The sequence below is a fragment of the Embleya sp. NPDC025285 genome, assembly GCF_055558835.1.
Window position 1 is genome coordinate 86,527 of sequence record NZ_JBVHLU010000011.1, and the last position, 22,261, is coordinate 108,787.

General features: G+C 70.9%; 9 protein-coding genes. 6 read left to right on the top strand and 3 right to left on the bottom strand.

Features of this window, described 5'->3' with window-relative positions; genetic code table 11:
* Nucleotides 1-114: 114 nt before the first annotated feature.
* The 4 genes from ACZ4FV_RS09905 (at nt 115) to ACZ4FV_RS09920 (ending at nt 4,753) form a co-directional block, all read left to right on the top strand.
* The gene (locus tag ACZ4FV_RS09905) at nt 115-1,716 is read left to right on the top strand and encodes an MFS transporter (protein WP_402233053.1); all 1,602 of its coding nucleotides are present in this window, start codon (nt 115-117) and stop codon (nt 1,714-1,716) included.
* Between the two features lie 137 nt (nt 1,717-1,853).
* A complete protein-coding gene (locus tag ACZ4FV_RS09910; protein ID WP_402233055.1) occupies nt 1,854-2,480 on the top strand; it encodes a TetR/AcrR family transcriptional regulator in 627 nt (208 codons plus the stop codon).
* A 157-nt stretch (nt 2,481-2,637) separates the two neighbouring features.
* Nucleotides 2,638-2,868, top strand: a complete 231-nt coding sequence (locus ACZ4FV_RS09915; protein ID WP_395863764.1) for a DUF5302 domain-containing protein — start codon at nt 2,638-2,640, stop codon at nt 2,866-2,868.
* 139 nt (nt 2,869-3,007) lie between these two features.
* A complete protein-coding gene (locus tag ACZ4FV_RS09920) occupies nt 3,008-4,753 on the top strand; it encodes a GMC oxidoreductase (RefSeq protein WP_395863762.1) in 1,746 nt (581 codons plus the stop codon).
* Nucleotides 4,754-4,828: 75 nt separating this feature from the next.
* Here ACZ4FV_RS09920 and ACZ4FV_RS09925 read toward each other — a convergent pair whose 3' ends face one another.
* A complete protein-coding gene (locus ACZ4FV_RS09925) occupies nt 4,829-5,482 on the bottom strand; it encodes a hypothetical protein (protein ID WP_402233059.1) in 654 nt (217 codons plus the stop codon).
* A 125-nt stretch (nt 5,483-5,607) separates the two neighbouring features.
* Entirely contained in the window at nt 5,608-12,039 is a 6,432-nt protein-coding gene (locus tag ACZ4FV_RS09930) for an RHS repeat-associated core domain-containing protein (protein WP_402233061.1), read from the bottom strand.
* An 821-nt stretch (nt 12,040-12,860) separates the two neighbouring features.
* On the opposite strand from ACZ4FV_RS09930, the gene ACZ4FV_RS09935 reads away from it, so the two are divergent.
* Nucleotides 12,861-17,549 (top strand): FG-GAP-like repeat-containing protein, encoded by a 4,689-nt coding sequence (locus tag ACZ4FV_RS09935; protein WP_465322346.1) that lies wholly within the window; start codon nt 12,861-12,863, stop codon nt 17,547-17,549.
* A 151-nt stretch (nt 17,550-17,700) separates the two neighbouring features.
* Here ACZ4FV_RS09935 and ACZ4FV_RS09940 read toward each other — a convergent pair whose 3' ends face one another.
* Nucleotides 17,701-21,285, bottom strand: coding sequence for a BTAD domain-containing putative transcriptional regulator (locus tag ACZ4FV_RS09940; RefSeq protein ID WP_402233067.1), 3,585 nt, complete (start codon nt 21,283-21,285; stop codon nt 17,701-17,703).
* Nucleotides 21,286-21,426: 141 nt separating this feature from the next.
* Here ACZ4FV_RS09940 and ACZ4FV_RS09945 point away from each other — a divergent pair, with 141 nt between their 5' ends.
* Complete coding sequence (locus ACZ4FV_RS09945) at nt 21,427-22,095, top strand: hemerythrin domain-containing protein (protein ID WP_395863752.1); 669 nt, start codon at nt 21,427-21,429, stop codon at nt 22,093-22,095.
* The last annotated feature ends 166 nt before the right edge of the window (nt 22,096-22,261 follow it).

Sequence of the window (22,261 nt, forward strand, 5' to 3'; positions counted from 1 at the left end):
GCCGAGTGCCACTCGCCTCCGGGCACGCTTTGCCGATTCTTGACTTTACATGCGTATGGTCACAGCTTATGTTTACAGACGTAAGCTAACAAGCGTTAATTCATGGGGGTCCTCGTGAGCAGCACAGAAACCCGGTCCGCCGCCGCTCCGAACGACGAGCCGGATCCCGCGGGTCACCCTCGTCGGTGGGCCGCGCTGCTCGTGCTCTGTTCGACGCTGGTGGCGGTGACACTGGACAACTCGGTGCTCAACACCGCGCTGCCCGCGCTGGCCGAGGGGCTGGACGCGTCGACGGCGGATCTGCAGTGGATCACCGACGCCTACACGCTGGTCTTCGCCGCCCTGCTGCTGCTCGCGGGCAGTCTGGGCGCCCGCTTCGGTGCGCGACGCGCCCTGCTCGGCGGGCTGGCGCTCTTCGGAGCCGGATCGGCGATCGCGGCGGTGTCCTCGACCGCGGCCGAGTTGATCGCCTGGCGGGCGGTGATGGGACTGGGCGCGGCGTTCGTGATGCCCGCGACGCTGGCGATCATCATCCGGCTGTTCCCGCCGGTCGAACGCGCCAAGGCGTTCGCCGTCTGGTCGGCGTCGGCCGGCGTCGGCGTGCTGATCGGCCCGGTCACCGGCGGCGCGCTGCTGACCCACTTCTCCTGGTCCAGCGCGTTCTGGATCAACGTCCCGCTCGTGCTCGCCGCGATGATCGGCATCGCGCGGATCGTGCCGAGCGTCCCGAGCGTGGGCACCGCCCGACTCGACCTGCCCGCCGCCGTGTTGTCCGTCATCGGTCTGGGCGTCCTGGTCGACGCGATCATCGAGGCGCCGGAGCGCGGCTGGACCGCGCCGGTCACGCTCGCCGAGCTCGGCGCGTTCGTGCTGCTCGGTGTGGTGTTCGTGGCCTGGGAGCTGCGCCGCGACGAACCGATGGTGCAGATCCGCCTGTTCGCCAACCGGGGCTTCGTACTCGCCGCCGCGACGCTCGCGGTGACCTTCTTCGCGCTCTTCGGCACGCTGTTCGTGCTCTCCCAGTACTTCCAGCTCGTGCACGGCTACAGCCCGCTCAAGGCCGGCCTTGGCGCGATGCCGTTCGCCGTCGCGATGGCCACGATGTCCGGGCTGTCCCCGGTGGTCACCACCCGGCTGGGCATCCGGGCCACGCTCACCGTCGGGCTCGCCGCGATCGCGGCCGGCCTGACCGTGATGGGCCTGACCACCGGGACGGACACCCCGTTCGCCGCACTCGCCGGGGAAATGGCCCTGGTGGGCGCGGGGATGGGGATGATGATGGCTCCCGCGAGCATGGAGATCACCGCGTCGGTGCCGGTGCGCTACTCGGCGATGGCCGGTGCGCTCAACAGCGTGGTCCGCGAACTCGGCGGCGTGCTGGGCATCGCGGTGGTCGGCACGCTGGTGTCCTCGCACTACCGGAGCGAGATGGCCGACCAACACCTGATCGGTCCCGCGGCGGTCGCCGAAGACGACCTGCACAGCGCGTACGGGGTGGCCGGGCACCTGTCCCCCGAGTCCGCCGGCCGGCTCACCTCGGCCGCCGACCACGCCTTCACCACCGCGATGAACAACGGCGCCCTGGCGGCCGCGGCGGTCGCCGCGATCGGCGCGATCGTGGTCGCGATCGGTCTGCCCAGGCGTACCGGCGGCACCCCGGTCACCGCCGGGCAGCCCACCGAATCGACCAACGCCCAGGCGGTGCAACCTGCCTGACGGATCGTCACCACAGCGCACGGCGGCCGGCGCGTTCCGGTCGCCGTGCACCCGTCGTTCGGCGACCGGTCGTCGACACCCCCGAGGAGGCACCCATGCCCGCGAGCGCCGCTTCCACGCCTCGTACGCTGACCGCCATGGACGACGATCAGGGGCCGAACCGCCGACGTAATCGCCGCGGCCAGGGTGCGCTTCTGCGCGACGACATCCTCGCCGCGGCGACCGCGCTCATCGAACGCGACGGACACTCCGGCGACGTGACGCTGCGCCGGATCGCGCGCGAGGCCGCGATCACCGCGCCGTCGATCTACGCGCACTTCAACGACCTCGACGACGTCCTCGACACCGTGCTCAACGGCTACTTCGACGACTTGCAGGCGGCCATCGCGGCCGCCGCGGCCGAGGAGACCGAGGCGGACCGGTCGCTGCTCGCGGGTTGTCGGGCGTACGCCCGGTTCGCCATGGATCGCCCCGGCCGCTACCGCGCCCTGTTCCACCGGATGCGCCCACCGAACACGGATCCGGCCGAACCGGCGCCCGCGATGCCCAGTCGGATGGACGTCTTCCAGACCCTGATCGACGCGATCGCGGCCACCGCGGCGGCCGGTCGCTCGGCCGGGACCGACCCGTTCGAGGACGCGTTGGCCGTCTGGGCCGCGATGCACGGCGCGATCCTGCTGCGGATGACCGCGCCCGTCTTCGACTGGCCGCCGCTGACCGACTTCATCGACACTCTGGTCATCCGCACGGCGCGACTGACCTGAGGCGCCGTCGAGACGCCGATTTTCGAACCCGATCGATCCGAAGGCGACCGGTATGTCCACTCTCGTGGGCGTCACCCGGTCCGGGCGTGCCATCGCGGGCCCCGGCATGGAAGGGTGTCCCTACGGATCGAGTCCAGTTCGAGAGCAGGAACGCACCATGGCTGACGAGACACCCGCGAACGAGACAACCGAGGAGACGGCCGCCGAGGCCGCCGAGGCCGAGACGCCCGAGGACGAGACCAAGCGCAAGTTCCGCGAGGCCCTCGCCCGCAAGCGCGGCACCAAGACCGACGGCACCGGCGAGGGCCCCGGCGGCGACGGATCGAAGATCCACGGCGCGCACGGGCCCGCCGCACAGCAGCGCTCGTTCCGCCGCAAGAGCGGCTGACTCGGACCGCTCACGGACCGAACCGCACCCCGATTCGGCCCGAAACGCACCACCGAGGGACTGCCTTCGCCGGGTTACCGAGCAGTAGGATCGCCAGATCTCATGGCATGCCTCCTGCCCACCCGGCGAAGGGTTCCCCGTGTTCGACTACGACGTCCTGGTCATCGGTTCGGGTTTCGGCGGATCGGTCGCCGCGCTGCGGCTGACCGAGAAGGGCTATCGGGTCGGCGTCCTGGAGGCCGGCCGGCGCTTCGCCGACACCGACTTTCCCAAGACGTCATGGCAGTTGCGCGACTTCCTGTGGGCCCCCGCGCTCGGCCTGACCGGCATCCAGCGCATCCACGTGCTCAAGGACGTGGTCGTACTGGCCGGGGCGGGCGTGGGCGGCGGATCGCTGAACTACGCGAACACCCTGTACGAGCCGCCACAGCCGTTCTTCGACGACCCGCAGTGGGGCCACATCACCGACTGGCGCGCCGAACTCGCGCCGTTCTACGCCCAGGCCAAGCGCATGCTCGGCGTGGTGACCAACCCGCACACCACCCCCGCCGACGAGCACATGAAGGCCGTCGCCGAGGACATGGGCGTGGGCGACACCTTCCATCTCGCGCCGGTCGGCGTGCTCTTCCCCGAGGAGGGACAGCGGCCCGGCGAGGAGGTGGCCGACCCGTACTTCGGCGGGGTCGGCCCGCGCCGGACCACCTGTACCGAGTGCGGCTCCTGCATGACCGGCTGCCGGGTCGGCGCGAAGAACACGCTGCTCAAGAACTACCTCCACCTGGCCGAGCGGGCCGGTGCCGAGGTGCACGCGGAGCGTACGGTGCGCCGGGTCCGGCCGCTGGGCCCGCGGTGGCACGCGGACGGGTCCGCCGGCGGCTACGCGGTGGAGACCGTGCACAGCGGCCCCGCGACGGCGCCCCGTTCGCCGCGCACCTGGACCGCCGAGCAGGTGGTGTTCGCCGCCGGCACCCTGGGCACCCAGCGCCTGCTGCACCGGATGGCGGCGGAGCGTACGCTGCCGCACCTGTCCGGCACGCTCGGCCGGCTGACCCGGACCAACTCCGAGGCGCTGGTCGGCGCGGTGGCACCGACCACCGGTGTGATCGACGCGACTCGCGGGGTGGCCATCACCTCCTCGTGGCACCCGGACGCGGACACCCACATCGAACCGGTCCGCTACGGCAAGGGCTCCAACGCGATGGGGCTGTTGCAGACCCTGCTCACCGACGGGGACCGACCCCGAGTGCGCCAACTCCTGACGAACGCGCTGCGGAACCCGGCCCAGCTGCGGCTGCTGAACGTGCGCAACTGGTCCGAGCGGGCGATCATCGCGCTGGTGATGCAGTCCCGGGACAACTCGCTGACGGTGTACCGCAAGCGCGGCTTGTTCGGGCGCACCAGGATCACCACCCGGCAGGGCCACGGGGAACCCAATCCGAACTGGATCCCGGCCGGCCACGAGGCGGTCCGGCGGATCGCCGAGCGCCTGGGCGGCGTGGCCGGCGGCACCTGGGGCGATCTGGCCAACGTGCCGATGACGGCGCACATCCTGGGCGGCTGCGTGATCGGCGACTCGGCCGAGACCGGCGTGGTCGACCCATACCAGCGTGTGTACGGCCACCCGGGCCTGCACATCCTGGACGGCTCCGCGGTCAGCGCGAACCTGGGCGTGAACCCGTCCCTGACCATCACCGCACAGGCGGAACGAGCCACCGCGATGTGGCCCAACCGCGGCGACGCCGACACCCGCCCCGCCCTGGGCGCCGCCTACCGACCGATCGCCTACACCCCGCCGGCGGCCCCGGTGGTCCCGCCAAGCGCCCCGGCGGCGTTGCGACTGCCGATCGTGGAAGTGCGCTCCGGATCCGTGCCGCCGCGCGAGTGACGCCGACGGGCAGCCCCGGCAACGCGGGGAACCGACGCGGAGCGGGATTCGGCCTCCGCGCACAGACCCGTCCGGTCACTTGAGCAGGTCGGACGGGCCGGCGACGTCGACCAGCGCCATCTCCACGTGCGTGACACCGGTTTCTTCGAGCCGGTAGGCGATTTTGCGCAGCACGATCGCGACGTCGCCCCAAGTCGCGGCGCTTCGCGGGTAACAGGACACGGTCATCCGCTCGTCCGATTCCCCATAGGGCGGGGTGGGGCCGGGCAAAACGCGCACCAGCATCACATCGGTTTCGAAGGAGTGGCCTTCCGCCCGATCGGCACCCAACACATCCCCCACGAGGTCGGTCAGGTCCTCCCAGTCGCCCTGCCACGGGTGGGTCAGGGAGAGACACAGGGCCCCTTCGCTCATCTCCCGACCGCCGAAAGCCGGATCCCCGGGACCCGGGATGGGCCGAGCGGGCGCACCGCGCAGTCCGAACTCGGCGACGAGGCGCTCGTGGTCATCGCCGAGGTAGATCTCGCGAGCCCACTCGTCGCGGCTCCGCTCCTGAAGCGCGTATTGATCCGTGTCATCCGTCAAGTCCCATCGGTACGGCCGGAAGAACCTGTCCACCCGCACGAAGGCCTCCTCCGCCGAGATGCCGAAGACCTCCACGATGCGCTCGGAAATACGGGCGAGGCGCCTGTCGTCGTTGGAATCTACGGCGGCGGAATACTGACGCACGTTTTCGCTCCGATTCAAATCGTGAGGCACGCGCCTCGGGCTGAGCCGACAATACCGGACGCCAGGCCGGAACAACGCGGCCCCCGAGCCCAATGGGGCTCGGGGGCCATCCCGCAAAACAACCTCTACACGAAGTAGAAGCCTGCGAACCACCTGTTGAAGATCATGGCCAGGATTGCTGTCAGCACGGCAATCTGATGGCCCTTGATGACCGGCCGCTCGCCATAGTCCTTGTAACCGTCCGGGTTCATGAGCATCGGACCTTCGATGTAGTCGTAGTTGCCCGTGCTCCGGCCGCTCCGGCCCTTTTTAACGGTGTCCTCCCAAGCCGGTCCGCCCGATTTCGGATACGTGACGTGAGTGTAGGTCTCGAGCTCCGACTTTTTGACCCGGTACATGAGCACGACACCCCGGTCTCCGGACCTCGCCAGCTTGCGGGCCCAGTTGTCGGCCTGCGTTTTATCGTTCGTCACATAGAATCCGTCACCGAAATCACGCTCGCGGGTCTTGAACTGCGGGTCGATTCCGTTCTTCAGAATGCTGTCGAGACTTCTTTCCGTCGTGGCGTGGAAAAGCCAAATGTACTCATCGGCATCCTTTTTCTGCTTCTCCTCGCGGTCCGCGTCCTCGAACTTGCGTGGATTCGGGCGCACAAACTTATTCGGCATCATCTTCGGCGTCGGTGGCGACGCCTTCTTCGCCGTCACCACCGCCGCGTCGGCCGCGTTGTCGGCGACCCGGTACGTCGTCGCCGCGTTGCCGGCGATGGGGATCGCGCCCGCGGCCGAGATCGCCGCGTTGACCCAGTCGCCCTCGGCGGCGTAGAGACCCGCGTTGGCCAGGTCCGCCGCTTCGCCGATGACCGGGACCATGCCCGCCACATCGAGGACCACGTGGACGACCGGGGCGACCTTCTGGACCGCCTTGACCGTCTTCTTGGCCCACTTGGGCATGCCCCAGAGCCCGGACGGGTCCGAGTAGTAGAGCGGATTGTTGTAGCCGTAGATGTAGGGGTGGAGCTGGAGCGGGTCGCCGGTGTCGATGACCGGGTCGACCGAGATGAACCGACCCAGCGAGGGGTCGTACATCCGCGCGCCCAGCAGCGTCAACCCGGTCGTGTCGTCGACCTCCCCGCCGACGAAGCCCTTTCTGTCCACCCAATTGGCGGGCGCCGCGCCGCGTGTCTCGCCGAATGCCGTCATCTTCCGGCGCTCGACCGGCATGCCGGGCTTGAGCGCCACCGCGATCAGCGACGACTGGTGGTGGTCGGTGACCATGGCGGTGAGGCCGCCGGTCGGGCCGGTCGAGCGGACGACCGTGTGAGCGCCCTGCTGCGAGTAGTACCGCAGGCCGGCGACCGATCCGTCGGGCTTGGCGGTGACCTCGGTATCGCCGAGGAACAGCGTGGAGCCGGTCGGGGTACGGCGGATCAGCCGGTTGCCGTCGACGTCGTAGGCGAATTCGCTGGTCCCCTGGACCGAGTCGACGACCTTGCTCAGCTTGCCGTGTTGGTCCCAGGCCAGGGTCTGCGTCGCACCGTTCACCCGGCGGGTTTCGGTATTGCCGAGTGCGTCGTAGGTGTAGGTGTCCTGCTGCTGCGATGGTTGCGCGGCGGTCGTGGTGACCGAGAGCAGGGCGTGGTTCCTACCGGGCCCCTGCTGGGCGTAGGCATAGCTCCGGGTGACGTCCTTGGCGGTGTCCCCCGTGACGTCGAACCGCTTTTCGCCGACCCGGTTCCCGATCGCGTCGTACGAGTACTCGCGGTAGTACGGGTCCGGGCCGCCGACCGTGCCGCCGGGGCCGCGGGTCGGTCCGGTGGCGCACTGGTTCGTCGACGTCCACGTCTCGGTCAGGAAGCGCAGCGGGGAGTAGTTGAAGCACTGGACGTCTTCGACCGTGGAACCCGAAGTCCCGCCCGGACGGCGGTCCTTCAAATAGGTGACGTTCCCGGCCTTGTCGTAGCCGTAGGAGGTGTCGCCCAACCAGTGCCCGGGGGCCTCGATGTGGTTGGCGGTCTGCTTCAGCGCGCCCGTGGCCTCGTCGTAGGTGTTGGTGGTCCACAGGCGGTTCGGCGCGCTGCCCGCGGCGCTGCGCAGCACGTTGCCGAACGCGTCGTAGGTGGTGTCGGAGGTGTACCACGCGAGGCCGGAGGTGCTGACCGGCATGCCGTCCGCGTTGTAGCGGAAGACGAGCTTCTCCTGCGGGAGGCCGCCGGCCGCGGGGAGCACGACCTCCTTCGGCGCCCCGGTGTCCGTGTAGGTGTAGCCGTACCGGTAGTCGCCGGCCAGTTTGCCCTCGGTCGCGGGGATCTTGATGGTGCGTCCGGTGACCCGGTACGCCACGTCGTAGCCGCCGATCTCCTCGGAGTACGGCTGACCGTTGGTGTACTGCGTGGCCTTGCTCAGCAGTCCCTTGGCGCCGGGCCCGTCGTAGGCCCACTCGCTAACGATCGGCCCGTTCGGCGTGCCGGTGCGGATGGTCGTCTGCCGGCCGATGGCGTCGTAGGCCCGGACGAGAACGACACCGCGCGCGTCCGTCGACGACGTCTTCTGGCCGAGGTTGTCGTACGTGAACGCCGAGCGGCCCTTGTCCGGGTCGTTCGTCTCGATCAACCGGGTTCGCGAATCGTACTTGTACGTCCACTCGTTGCCGAGGGCGTCCGTCATCCTGGACGGGTTGCCCCGCAGGTCGTACTCGTACTTGGTCTCGCTGAACTGCGTGCGCGTCGTGTCGGTGAACAGGTCCCGCTTGACGATGCGGCCGAGGGCATCCGTCCACTGGCGCGAGGCGATCCCGCCGGTGGGCGGGATCTCGACGGTGTAGTCGCCGCCGAATTCGAAGCGCGCGGTGTTCGCGCGGACTCCGGCGTTCCAGGTCTCCACCGTCGTGGCACGGCCGAGACCGTCGTACTTCTTCTCGGTCCAGGACGGGATCTGCGTCCACGACGTCGGTGCGTAGACCTTGTCCGACGGCTCACCGGACACCAGGTACTTGGCATTCTCCCGACGGACGTCGCCGCTCGGGTTGTACATGACGTCGGTGACCACGCGCCCCGCGCCGATGGCCTCGTTCTGGGTCTGACGTTGCCTCAGCAACCCGTCGTAGAAGGTCTTTCCGACGCTGTAGGAGCCGTCGTCGCGAACCGTGCGGGAGGTGACGACCGATGCCTCGGTGCCGGTGACGGAGTACGAGTACTCGATGCTCGGCGACCGGTTGCCCGACGAGCGCTCGGGCATCCAGACCTTGACCAGGCGACCGAGCGGGTCGTAACCGGAGACGGTCACCCGGGTGTTGGGATCGGTCTTGTCGAGCGCGTGTCCGCGCCCGGGCTCGAAGGTCGTCGTGGTCGCGTGGCCGAGCGCGTTGGTCACCACCGCCGAGGTCGGGCTGTCGTTGCCGTCCGGGGTGTAGGCGGTCGTGGTCGGCTGACCGTTGGCGTCGAAGCTCTTGGTGACGCGCCCGAGGACGTCGTACTCGGTCCGCGAGTCCTCGATCCGTCCGGTGCCGTCGGTCGATGTCGTCTCGGTGCGGGTGGGGCTCCCCCGCGTCGGGGCCACCCCGTAGTCCGCGCCGTCGTAGGCGGTGCGCGCGTCGGACATCACCCGAGTGGGACCGGCTGTGTCGATGTCGGCGCAGAGGGAGGCGAACGATCGGATGCGGTCCGCTATCCCGATCAGGTTTGCCGAGAGGTTGTGCAGGTACGTCGTGACCGTGCACGTCTCGTCGCCCTGGACGGTCGTGTCCCCGGTCGTCTCGACGCGCAGCGGCAACGCGTACACGGGGTCGAACTCGAGTGTCCTGGATCCCGTGGAGCGGACCCGACCGCCGCTGACGGTCTCGTAATTCGTGGTCGAGGCGACCGAGCCCTGGTACATGTCCAGCGCGGGCGCGTCGGTGCGCGGCTGGGTCCCGGTCTTCCTGGACCACGGGACGGTCACCGTCCGCGAGGCCACGGCCTGGCCGTCGGACTGGTACTTGATCGTCTCCGCCGTCTGGCCCTGGTACGGGGGCAGGTCGTCCGCGATGACGGCGCCGGTGGAGTCCTTGACCTGGGCCACGCGGGTGCCCGACGGCAGCGGGTCGCCGTGCATGCCGCGGAAGAAGCGGGTTTCGCTCAGCCCGGCGACGGTGCCCTCGTCCGGGGAGGTCTTGCCGGTGACGACCTGGACGCGTCCGTAGCCGCGCCACAGGCTCCAGGTGCGTTCGGCGGCCTTGGTGAACTCGCCGTCGTCCTTCGCCCAGGCCGCGCCGTCGAGGTAGCGGTACCCGGTGACCTTGGCGGGGGCGCCTCCGACGTAGTCCTCTTCGGAGATGTTGTCGACGACGTACTTGTTGAACCACTCGATCTTCGGATCGTCCGCGCTGTCCGGAGACCAGAACACCGGGTAGCAGCGGGAGGTGTTCGCCTGCGGCTCCGGCTTGGTCGCGCCCGGGGTACACGCAGGGTCCGGCGCGGAGTACTTGACGACGAGGCCGCCGCCGGTCTCGGTGAAGATCTTCTCGACCCGCAGGCGGTTGAACGGCGGGCGGGCCTCGCCCTGCTTGGACTGCCGGTTGGGCATGTCGACGGCGTTCGCGTGGAACGTCACCGGCGGAAGCGAGGCGACCGTGCCGTCGGGCGCGTAACCGGTACGCCGGACCGAGTCGAGCCACGCCGGCGGGTTGGTGTCGTAGCGGGCGTCGAGAAAGTTGTGCTTCAGTTCGAAGACGTCCACCGGACGGTACTGGTTCGACCCGGCCGACTTGGCCACCTCGGTGGTGATCGTGGTCAGCCACTTGCGGGACCAGAACGTCGGGCCACCGGTGTAGCACTTGCCGGTGTCCTTGCACATCGCGTCGACCGGAGTGTCGGGCCAGTGCAGCGCGTCCGTGGAGAACTTGGTGAACTTCGCGTCCGCGCAGTCGAACGCCTCCGACACCAGGCAGCGCTCGCCGACGGTGAACGAGACCTTCGCGGGAGCCGGACGCGAGTACACCGCGTCCGTGCGCAGCCCGTACTCGATCCGGTCCAGCCAGCCGCCTCGCACGTACGGCTTGGGCTGGTCGGTCTTGCTGTTCTTGGCGTACCAGTTCTTCTCCTGCTTCCAGTACAACGCCATCGCGTTGGAGTGGGTGTCCTCGACGTAGTCGAGGTTCCATCGCCACGCCTGGTCGCACGCGGAGTTCTCGAACGCCGTCTGGTGGCACGGCTCGTCCGACTGGTTGCCGAAGACCGGCACCGTGAACACCGAATCGGTCGTCGCCTTGCCGTTCGCCCAGCCCGGCAGGCGGTTCAGGCCGAAGTGGTACTTGCTCCCGTCCGGCGTGGTGACCAACCAATACTCGCCGTTGTCGTCACCGTTGACCGCGCCGAACTTCTGTTCCACGCGCGTGCCGTTGTCCGACGCGGGCTTCCACGCCTTGGTGGTCTTGTCCTTCACCAGCGGCAACGTGGAGCCGTTCAGGGACATCACGGCGTTTTCGCTGCCCCAGCACAGATCGCCGGTGTCCTTGGCGTTGTTGCCGTTGGTCTTGTCGTCCGAGCAGCCTCGGTACGTCCGTTCGATGTAGCCGGGGTGGTAGTCCCAACCGTCGCCCACCCACGACGCCTGGTTGTTCGTGGTCGAGGTGCGTCCGTCCACCGACTGCGACGAATAGCCCAGCGAAACCGCCGGCTTCGGGCCGGCCGCGACCGGCGGGACATCGATCCCGTAGTCCCACGAGAATCCGCCCGACGATCCACCCGCGGTCCACTTGCCCGACGGCTGGAGCGAGGTGGCCTGGTAGTCGCCCGCGTCACCGGACTTCCCGCCGGTGGCGGCCAACACCACCGAACCGCCGGACGACGCGGTCATCGCGGCGACTTGCGGCGCGGCCGGTGGGGGCGGCGCGACCGTCGCGGTGACCTCGTTGAGGACACCGTTGTTGACCGAGCCCAACTCCACCGCATCCGAACAGCCGGGCGCGTCGGGGGTGGTGAGGAAGCACTCCGGGAACTGCACGAGCTTGAGCCGCGAACCCCAGCCCGCGCCGTACAACTGCTCGAAGGCGTCGTACTTCAGCTTCAGATCGACCGCGGTCGCGCCGGCCGACGGCTCCAGCTTCATCAGCACGCCGTCCAGGCCGGCCGCCTCCGTGGCGGCGCGCGTGGACACCGTCACCGTCCATGTCCCGGACGGCGTCTCCGCCGTGGTCGCGTCGGTCGATGCCGCGGCCGACTTCGCGGCCGAGGAACCGGACGCCGGGGACCCGCCGGCCGGGCCGAGCCAGATCGGCAGGTTTCCCGCCCGTTGCATCGCGGCGGAGCCACCACCGGGCGCGGAACCGCTCGCCTGCCGGGCGCCGTTGCCGGTGCCGATGACGATCTGCCCGCTGCCGCCGTCCACAGGCGTCGTACGGGTCGGCGCGTACTCGACCTGCGTTCCCGGCGCCACCGGAAGCTTGAACTCGGCCGTGCTCTCCGTACCGGGAACCGGCTTGTCCTTCTGCAATTCCGGTAGTTGCACACCGGACCGGGACGGCGCGCGAGCGGCCATCGCCTGCGCCGGCACCAACGTCACCGTCAACAGCGCGGCCACCGACGCCGCAACCATCCGTGCGGGGCGCCCCACCGCACCCGGGCCACCGCCGCCGCCCACCAGACCGCCCCGCTCGCGTCGACCGCGAGCCCACCCCAGATCGACCACGCGAAAAGCCCCCCAGAAACGCGGGCACCACAAACAGCCCCGCAGCCACACGAGCGCCGCCGATCATCGCGGATAAATCGACGCCGAAGCAATAGGTCGGCAAAGCCGAGGCAATTGATGTGACGGCCGTCACCGGCTTCCGAATACCCGCGTGGCGGATTCTCTTCCTGCTTAAAACCGAACATGTGGGAATTTAAAGTGCCAACTTTTTATTTGCCGCAATCATTGTCCTTCGCGGATGAAATGCACACCCGCAAGGGCTTCGAAAGCATATGATTCGGGCAAAATATTTCCCCGGTCAAGATCCTTTCTTTCCCGGGACTTCGGGCCACCGGATCAGCGAAGCAGCGACAGAACGTCCGAATTTCGACGCTCCCGGGTCCACCGAGGACTGCCTTTAGGAAATGTGCTGCTTTGGAGACATGACAGCAGTCTCCGCTTGGTCCATGCTGTGACCCGCATGTCTGCGCCTCGGGAAGTGGGGACGCGGATCCTTTAGCCGTGCGCGCCTTTTTTGGCTACGCGCGCGGCCCTGGGTGGGTTTGTTCGGTCGCGGCGACGGAGTCGTTTCCAAGATCGCGGGAATAAGGGGGCGGCGCGTGTCGCAATTGGCTGGGCGTTTGCGATGGGCGGCCGGTCGGCCGCGAAAGCGGGTCGGTGCGGCGGTCGCTGCACTGGTGGCCGCGGCCCTGGGGGCCGGATCTTTGATTCTGTTGGACGAAGGCGGCGGCAATCCGCGCAGGGCGGCGGAGCCGGCGGCCGCGCCGGTGCGCGTCGACGAGAACGCCGCCCAGCGCCGCGCCCGCGAATCCGGGCAGCCCGTCACCGTGGAAACCACGCTGACGGCGACCGGGACGACGGTGGCCAACCCGGACGGGTCGTTCAGCCGCACCGAGCGCGTGCTCCCCATCCGGGTGAAGAACGGCGATGGCTGGGCGAACGTCGACCCCACCCTGCGGCGAACCGGCGCCGGGTACGCGACCACGGCCACCACGACCAAACTCGTGTTCGCGGCCGGAGGTTCGCCTGCCGCGACCCGACCCGAACCGCGACCGGCGCCCCGCCGCCCCGCCGCGGCACCTGCGGCCGAAGGCGCACTGGCCGCGGGCGCGCCGGCCGACGGCAAGCCGGCGCACGACATCCAGTCCACCGGCGGCCCGCCTCGCGGGACTTCGTCCGGCGTGCCCCCAGCCGACGGGAACACACCTGCGACACCCCGGGAAACCGGGCCCACCCCGGGTGGACCGGCGACCGTTCCCCCGGTGGTGACAGCGTGGCCGACCGGACCGCTGGGCCCCATTCCCATCGATCCCTCCTGGGACCAAACCCCCCTGCCGGACGGCGCGTTGGTGCGGATGACCACCGGCGAGGGGCGCACCTTCACCGTTTCCTGGCCGAACGGACCGCTGCCCACCGCACAGACGTCCGGGAACCGGGCGGTCTATCCGAATGTGCTGCCGGGTGTCGACCTCGTCCTGACCGCTCGGGACGGCGGCTTCTCGCAGGTCCTCGTGGTCAGGACACGGGACGCCGCCGCGCACCCGAAGCTCGCCGAGTTGGCGCTGCAACTATCTGCCGTCGACCTGGCGTTCAAGCACGACGAGTCCGGCGTCACGCGCGTCGTGGACGCCGCGGGCGGCGAAGTGGCCGCGTCCCCGACGCCGTTCATGTGGGACTCCGCCGGCCACGCACCGGACAGCCTGTGGAGTCAGCGCCAGACGTCCTTCGTCGCCGGATCCGTGCCCGCTCCCCCGGACGCCCCCGAGCTCCCGGGTCTGCCGGCTCTGAACGGCCCCGAACCCGGCACCCACGAGGCGGTGGTCGGGTCGAGCCTGGAGGGCGATCGCCTGCGCCTGACGCCCGACCGGAAGCTGCTCGACAACCCGGACACGGTCTTCCCCGTGTTCGTGGACCCCTCGTTCTGGGGCCACTCGGCGGCCTGGACCCTGGCCTACAAGCCACACCCCGGCTCGTCGTTCTGGATGGGCGCGAACTACAACGGCGGCACCACGAACGCACGCGTCGGTCACGAGAACACCTCCGGCGGCACCGCGCGTTCGTACTTCCGCATGTCGTTCGACCCGAGCCTGCGCGGGGCGAACATCTCCGCGGCGACGTTCCGGGCGCTGGAAGTGCACTCGTGGTCCTGCTCGGCACGGCCGGTGAGCCTGTACCTGACCGGGCCGATCAGTTCCTCGACCACCTGGAACAACCAACCCGGCCAGTACGACCAACAGCAGAGCGTCAACGTCGCCAAGGGCTACAGCGCGTCCTGCCCGGGCGACTGGGTCGGCTTCAACGCGCGGAACGCGGTCGACCAGGCCAAGAACAACGGCTGGGGCGACATCACCTTCAAACTCCAGGCGGACAGCGAGACCGACACCTACGGTTGGAAGAAGTTCGACGTCAACCCGAGTCTGGAAGTCGTCTACTGGCGCCCGCCGAATCCGCCGACCGACATCTCGATCTCGCCGGGCGGCGCCTGCCGGACCACCGAGCCGTACCCGGTCGTCGGCATGACGGATGTGACGATCAATGCGCGCGCCACCGACCCCGACGGCGACCTGCGCCGCATCTGGGTCACCGTCGACTCCAGCGCGGGCGGCGAGCGAGTGCTGTTCGGCTACCTCGATGTCGACGGGCAGGGCTGGATCCACCACCGCATCCCGATGGCCCGGCTCCAGGACGGCGCGACGTACTCGTTCCGGATGCAGGCCAACGACTGGACGGGAGCCGACTCGGACCCGAACGCCGTCGTGACATGCCACTTCAGGGTGGACAAGGCCGCCCCGAACCCGCCCTCGGTCACCTCGCCGCAGTACCGGGCCGGCAGCGACAACGCATGGCCCGAAGGCGCCGACTACGGCACCCCCGGGGACTTCACGTTCGCCGCCAACGGATCGAACGACACCACCGCGTACGCCTACAGCTTCGACACCAACCTGCTGGACACTCGCGTCGCCGCGCCGTCTCCGGGAGGCAGCGTGACGATCAACCACACACCGGCACACGCCGGTCCGGTACAGCTGTATGTCAAGGCGCTCGACACCGGCGGCAACTGGTCGAGCCAGACCGTCTACACGTTCTTCGTCGAGCCGCGCGACGAGGTCGACGGGCCGATGGACTTCACCGGGGACCGCATCCCCGACCTGGCCGCGGTGGACCCGAACGGCAATCTGCGGATCCACCCGTCGTTCTCCGGCGGCCGGCTCAACCAGTCCATCGACGCGGTCAAGAACGACGACGGCAGCGGCAGCCCCGGCCGGTCCCAGGTGCCCGCGGGCCACTTCAAGGACGCGTTGACCACCTACCACGGCGACTGGTGGGGCGGTGACGGGTTCCAGGACCTGGTCGCGCGCATGCCGGACGGCAAACTGTGGATCTACCCCGGCAACGGCCGAGGCGGCGTCGACACCGAGGGGCGCATGGAACTCCTGTTGCCCGAGGGAGCGCCGGCGCCGCAGGACCTGACCCAGATTCTCACGATCGGCGACGCCACCGGAGACGGACTGCCCGACATGCTCGCCACGACCGCCGACGACCTGTGGGCTTTCGACGGCTACACCGGCGCGTCACTGCTGACCGCGCGCAAGGTCAAGGCCGGCGGCATGGGCGCGTACACCATCCACGGCGCGGGTGACATCACCGGCGACGGCACGTTCGACCTGCTGCTGCGTCAGAAGGCGGGCGACGGCAAGTTGATGCTTCGGCCCGGCAAGGCGCCCGCCGCCGGCACCGGTACCGATCTCGCGCGCCTCGGCGACTCCGGCGACGACACGGCGTACGGCGCCGGGGGCTGGCAGGCGTCCGCCATCGCCTGGATCACCGCGATCCCGGACGTCAACGCCGACGGCATCCCCGACCTGTGGGTCGGCGCCACCGACGGAAACCGCTACCTGTACCCGGGGGGCCGCACCGTGCACGGCCCTCGCAGCAACCTCGACGGTGACGCGTGGGACTACTGCGCGACGTTCCCGGGCGCGGCCGGCGGTACGCAGAAGCTGTGCGGACCGATCCTCGACAAGTACCTCGCGCTCGGCGGTCCCGGATGGGCACTGCCGTCCACGAGCACCACCGCCACCCCGGTCAAGCCCGGCAAGTACGTGCACTTCCGGTGGCCGGGCGGGAGCATCGACACAGCCTCGATCTACTGGAGCCCGGAGACCGGTGCCCACGAGATTCACGGCGGTATCCGGGGCGAATGGGAGGCGCGGAACTGGGAGAACAGTTACCTCGGGTTCCCGACGTCGGACGAGTACGACGTCTCGAACGGTCGGCGAAGCGATCTTCAGGGCGGCTACATCCGCTGGAACAAGGCCAACGGCTTCAGTACGGCCTACACCTACGGCGGTGAGACCCCGACGACGCACAACACGCTCGGAGGCGACTTCAACGGCGACGGCAAGGCCGACATCGCCACGATCGTCGACTACGTCAACTGCGCCGCGGGCCTGTGGACCCACGTGGGCAACGCGTCCGGCGGCTTCGAGGCCCCCTTCGAGTCGTGGACGAACCCCACGGGCTGGTGGTGCGTCGACTCCGCGAAATACGCGACGGGCGACTTCAACGCAGACGGCCGCGACGACATCGGCGCGCTGTACCGGTACGGCGACGGGCGAGTCGCGCTGCACACCAAGCTCGGGCGCCCGGACGGCGGGTTCGTCGACGGGCCGATGAGCTGGGAACAGGCGTCCGGTTTCGACTGGGATCGCACCACGTTGCTGGCCGGCGACGCGAACGGCGACCATCGCGACGAACTCCTCGCCGTGTACGGCTACGCCGACGGACGCATCGCCTACCTCACCTTCCCGTCGCGGGTCGACGGCGGATTCGACGCCCCGGTCAAGGGCTTCGAAATCGTCAACCCCGGCTGGTGGTGGTACGAGAGCGCGCGTTACACGGCGGGCGACTTCAACGGCGACGGGCGCACCGACATCGGCGCCGTCTACATGTACGACAACGGCGACGTGTCCGCCATGACCGCGCTCGCCAACCCGAACGGTACGTTCGCCGCCCCCACCGCGGGGTGGGGGGCTGCCGGCGCCGGCTGGAATCGGTCGGCCGTGCAGCTCACCGCGGGCGACGTCAACGGCGACGGGCGCGCCGAGATGGCAATGATGTACGGGCACCCCGTCGACAGGATGAGTCTCTACACCTTCACCACCGCACCGAACGGCCTGTTCGGCGCCCCGGTGATGAGCACCGACACGGGACCGAACAACTGGAACACCAACAACTCGGCCGCCTTGATGGGTGACGTCAACGGGGACGGGCGCGCGGACATGTACACCATCTACAACTACCGCTCGACCCGTTGGACGGCCTTCACCTTCCTCGGCCAACCGACCGCCGGGTTCGACAGCGGATCCGTCGGCTGGTCCGTGCCTTGGGGGAAGTGGTAACCGCGACGGCCGACCCATTTCCGTGCCCCCGGCCCGCTTCGCGCGGCCGGGGGCACGGCCCTGTCGACGTCGAGGTACACGGGCACGGCGACGACGAGGGCGAAGACGGGCACGAGGCTCCGGAACACGACGGCGACCGCGGCGAGGATCGCTAGCCGCGATAAAGGTCCCGCGCCGTTCTGGATTCGGCGGCCCAGTGGTGCGCGTTCCAGGTCTCGGCGATCTCGGCGGCCCGGTCGAAGTGCTCGGTCGCCTCCTGCTCGCGGCCCAGGAAGCGGGCGAGTTCACCCAACGTGTGGGCGGGCGGACGGATCGCCAGGGACACTCCCGCGCAGCCCGGCGCGGCGTCGTGCAGGGGCGACAGGGTCGGGTAGAGCGCGGCGGCCTCGTCGTGTTCGGCCAGCGCGACCACCGCCGCCGCCCGGAAGGTGGACATCAGGGTGTCGAAGAAGTCCGCGCGGATCGGCTCGACGGACGCGCGCATCGCCCGGGCCTGTTCGATCCGGCCGTCGGCGGCCACCACGAGGGCGCACAGGTCGGCCAGGAACGGGCCGAAGCCGGCCAGGATCTCCGGTGCCTGCGGGGCCAGTTCGGCAAGTCGGCCCTGGCTGAGCCGAATCGTGGCCAGGGCCAGCCAACGCAACCCGAGCGCGTGCAGCGAACCCTGCGCGATCATCGACTCGGTGGCCCGGACGTAGCGTTCCTCGGCCTCCTCGAGGCGGCCCTCGACGTGTGCGAGGGCGGCGAGCGCGCACGCGCCGACGCCGATCGCCTCCGGCATGCGGTACGCGTCGGCGATCGCCACGCTCTCGTCCACCAACCGACGGGTGGTCTTCGGGTCGTTCAGGTCGGCGGCGGCGGTGGCCAGGCTGAATCGGGCGTACCAGCGGTGCGCCGGTAGGTCGAACGTGTCCGCGAGGCCCATCAGTTCGCCGGCCGACGCGGCTCGTGCCGGCGCGTCCGCGCGACCGGCCAGGTTGCCGATCAGGGTGGCCAGCGTAAGCGTGCGCAGATCGGGATCGCCCAGGTCGGCGGCCAGCGCGACGGCCTCCTTGGCCAGCACGCGCGGGTCCGGATCGATCCGCTCGCCGACCAGTTCCCCGGCGTAGCCGTTCAGCAGCCGGCACCGGGTCTCCGGGGCGAGGTCGGTCCGCGCGATCAGCCGGCGCAGCGCCGCCACCACGCCGAGGTCCAGCACCCCGTACGGCCGGCTCTGCCACGGCGTGGGCACCGTCCAGGCGGTGAACGCGGCGATCGTCAGGTCGTCGCGGTGCGCCGACTCGGCGGCGTCGAACGCCCGTTGCCGGGTCTGCCGGGCCGCCGCCACGTCGCCCGCGCGCACCTGCGCGCGCAGCAGCCGGCCGAACAGGTCGGCGCGCTGCGCGTCCCGGTCGCCCGGGGTGTCCGCCGGGATCCGGTCCAGGCACTCCAGCGCGCGGGTGAGCAGGGCGACCGCGGTGTCGTGGGCGAAGCGGCGCTCGGCCAACTCGGCCGCGGCGATGCCCGTCTCGACAGCCCGGGCGGCGGTGGCCGCCGTGGCGGCGCTGCCGTAGTGGTGGGCCAGCGCCGAGACGTCGCGGGTACCCAGGCGTTCCAGCGCGGCGGCGATCCGGGTGTGCATCCGGGTCCGGCGCAGCCCGCTCAGGTCCGCGGCCATCGTGTCCCGCACGAGCGCGTGCACGAACCGGATCCGGCCGGGGGCCGGTTCGGTGAGCAGGCCGGCGATCAGGCCGGCGTCCAGCGCGTCCACGACGCCGCCCTCGTCGACCTCGGCCGACTCCACCAGCACGTCCACGTCGACCTCGCGGCCCGCGACCGAGGCCAGGCGCAGGACGGCGACGGCGGGTTCGGGCAGCCGGGCCAGCCGGCGGCGCAGCACGTCGCGCACGCCCTCGGGCACGTCGGAGAGCGCGACCAGGGCGCCCTCGCTGTCCAGCAGGCGGGCGCTCTCCCGGACGTAGAACGGGTTGCCGCCGGTGCGTTCGGCCAGCGCGGTGATCGTCGCGGCGTCGACGGGGGTCTGTGACACGGCGTCCACGACCCGGGCCACGGCGGCCTCCGGCAGGCCGGCCAGCGCCAGGCGCACGGGTGAGCGGCGGGCCAGGCCGGCCAGCGTCTCGGTGAGGCGTCCGTCCACCTCGTCCGGGCGGTACGCGGCCACCACGAACAGCGGCGCGCCCGCGGCGTCGCCGTCGGCGCCGGCGGCGAGCAGGGCCAGGGTCTCGGCGTCGGCCCGATGCACGTCGTCCAGCAGGATCGCCAACGGTTGCCGTCGGGCGGCGGCGGCCAGCCAGGACCAGACCGCGCGGTGCAACCGGAACCGGCCCGCCGAGGTGTCCTGCCCGGGGCCGTCGCCCTCGTCGTCGCCGAGCAGCGGGGCGAGCGCGGCGGCGGCCTCGGGCGGCGGCGGGACGATCGCGGCGATCGCGCGCAGCGCCTCCACCCACGCCCACGCGGGCGGCGCGCCGTCCACCTCGGGACAGCGCCCGGTGGCCACGAGCAGTCCGGCCTGTTCGAGTCCGGCGCCGAGCCGACCCAGCAGCGCGGACTTCCCGAGCCCGGCCTCGCCGGTGACCAGCGCGACGCGCAGGCCGGCCGACGCGACTTGATCGGCCTCGCCCAGGAGCGCGGCGAGTTCGCCGTCCCGGCCGACGAAGAGTTCACCGGTGACGCCGGAATGGGGGTCGACGCCGGGTCGCGGGTTCATGGCGGCGGCGATCGCGTCGGATGGCCGGCCTGCGGTCGGTGCGGCCGGATGGTCACCGGACGCGTCCTCGGCGCTGTGGGCGCTGTCGGCGCCGGTGACGGTGCGGTCGGCGCGGGCGCCCCGAGCGGGGTCCTCGACCTGGCTCCCGCTCCGGCCGCCCGCGGGATCGGCCGCACCGATCGCGGCGGGCCCGGCCTCGGGGCCGCTCGGGGCCCGGCCGACGCCCGGGCCCTCGACCGCCGCCTCCGCCCGCCCCGTCGCCGCGCGCAGGACGTGCATTCGTCGGCCCAGGATCGCCGCCTCGACCTCGGTGAGCGCGGGGCCCGGGTCCAGGCCGACGTCGGCCGCCAGTACCGCGCGGGCCCGGCGCAGGGTGGCCAGCGCGTCGGCCTGGCGGTTGCCCGCCCACAGCGCGAGGGCGTGCAGCCGCCAGGCCTCCTCGCGCAGCGGGGCGTCCCGGGTGAGTCGCTCGGCGTCCGCCGCCGCGGCTGCCGCGGCGCCCGATCGCAGCCCGGCGGCGATGTGCAACTCCCTTGCGTTCAGGTGCAGTTCGCTCAGCCGCGCGGCCTCGGCCAGGGCCCACGGCTCATCCGAGGCGGCGGCGAACGCCGGTCCGCGCCACAGCGCCAACGCCGTCTCGACCACGGTCCGGGCCTCGACCGGTGCGGCGTCGAGTCGCTCGCGTGCGGCCCGGAGCAGGCGTTCGAAGCGCCACGCGTCCACCGCGTCGTCCGGGAGCCGCAGCGCGTATCCGGGCGCCGCGCTGACCAGGACCGTGGCCGGCGCCCGCCGGGCCCGGCCCGGTTCGAGCAGGCGACGCAGGTTGGACACGTACGCCTGGAGCGAGGTGACGGCCTGCGCGGGCGGTTCGCCGCGCCACAAGTCCTCGATCATCCGGTCGATCGACACGACCCGTCCACGCGCGGCCACCAGGAGCGCGAGTACGGCACGCTGGCGCGGACCCCCCAGCGGGACGGTCACATCGTCCACGTCGGCCTCGAACGGGCCGAGCACGCGCAGGTACACCATTTCTCCCCCATCCCGGGCCGGGCGTCGAACAACCCCGCCGGACGGCTCCATGTTCCTTCCAGGATTCCTCCAAGACGGCCGGACCAGGCTATGGGCATGCCCAACGGCAACCGCGCCGAGGGCCCATCGAAGGGATCCACCATGACCGCCTCGCCCGTCGCCCCCGCGTCCGCCGGCTTCGACACCCGGGACATGGTGATCGTCCACCGCGGGCTGCGCCGCGAATCGCGCCTGCTGGTCGAGTTGGTCGGCGCCGTCGAGCCGGGCGACACCGCCCGGGCCAAGGTGCTCGCCGACCACTTCGACCTCTACCGGCTGGGCCTGCACGGCCACCACACCGGCGAGGACGAACTGCTGTGGCCGCCGCTGCTGGCCCGGGTCGACCTCGAGGCCGAGCTGGTCCTGCGGATGGAGGCCCAGCACGAGCGGGTGGCCGGCTCGCTGACCGCCGCCGAGGAACTGGTCCGGGCGTGGGCGGCGAACCCCGGCGTCACCGAGCGGGACGCCCTGGTCGCGGCGCTCGCCGAGCACCGCGCGGCGTTGATCGAGCACCTCGACGAGGAGGAGTCCGAACTGCTCCCGCTCGCCCAGCGGCTGCTCACCGCAAGCGAGTGGCACGCGATGGGCGAGCACTTCGTCGAGACCACGCCCAAGCCGCAGATCCTGCTCCTGCTCGGCGTGGTGCTGGAGGACGCCGAGCCCGCGGAGCGGGCGACCATGCTCGGCGGGCTCCCGCTGCCGGCTCGGCTGATCTGGCACCTGGTCGGCCGCCGCATGTACGCGCGCACCGTCCGTCGGGTCCGCGGCTGAATCGGTGCGCGCCGCCGATACACCCGGACGGCGTGCCCGTCCCGGCCGCCGGGCCTTGCTGCCCGGGCCGCCCGGCGCGCGGCCCGCGTGCGGCCTCCGGCGCACGGTGTCCGACGCGCGACGATCGGCGGCTCGCGGGACCCGGCCTCGGGCGCGCGATCGCGGC

Bases quoted from the DNA above. Each gene is read 5' to 3' on its own strand.
- ACZ4FV_RS09910 (WP_402233055.1), top strand. From the start codon at position 1,854: ATGGACGACGATCAGGGGCCGAACCGCCGACGTAATCGCCGCGGCCAG.
- ACZ4FV_RS09915 (WP_395863764.1), top strand. From the start codon at position 2,638: ATGGCTGACGAGACACCCGCGAACGAGACAACCGAGGAGACGGCCGCC.
- ACZ4FV_RS09940 (WP_402233067.1), bottom strand. From the start codon at position 21,285: ATGGTGTACCTGCGCGTGCTCGGCCCGTTCGAGGCCGACGTGGACGAT.
- ACZ4FV_RS09945 (WP_395863752.1), top strand. From the start codon at position 21,427: ATGACCGCCTCGCCCGTCGCCCCCGCGTCCGCCGGCTTCGACACCCGG.